The sequence below is a fragment of the Tritonibacter sp. SIMBA_163 genome (assembly GCF_046535935.1).
GTDB classification, from domain to species: domain Bacteria; phylum Pseudomonadota; class Alphaproteobacteria; order Rhodobacterales; family Rhodobacteraceae; genus Epibacterium; species Epibacterium scottomollicae.
Genome location: NZ_JAWJBP010001369.1, coordinates 1 through 234 on the forward strand (window position 1 = coordinate 1; position 234 = coordinate 234).

A 234-nucleotide genomic window follows, 5' to 3' on the forward strand; every position below is an offset into this window, starting at 1 on the left:
CAAAGAGCCTTTCCAGCAAATCCAATCGGGAAAGAAAACGGTGGAAGTCAGGCTGTACGATGAGAAGAGAAGAAGACTGAAGCAGGGAGACACGATAGAGTTTACGAAACTTCCCGGTGAAGACGAGAAACTAAGGGTGAACATCAAAAAGTTATACACATATCCGACATTTCGGGAGATGTTTGAATCCATACCTGCTGAGAAATTAGGAATTGTGGATAACTGCATTGAAAC

The 234-nt window shown here is 42.7% G+C and carries 1 protein-coding gene; it reads left to right on the plus strand.

What is annotated here, in order from left to right; translation table 11 throughout:
* Positions 1–40: 40 nt before the first annotated feature.
* A partial coding sequence (locus tag R0J92_RS26760) for a hypothetical protein (RefSeq protein WP_411053913.1) occupies positions 41–234 on the plus strand: 194 nt, incomplete at its 3' end.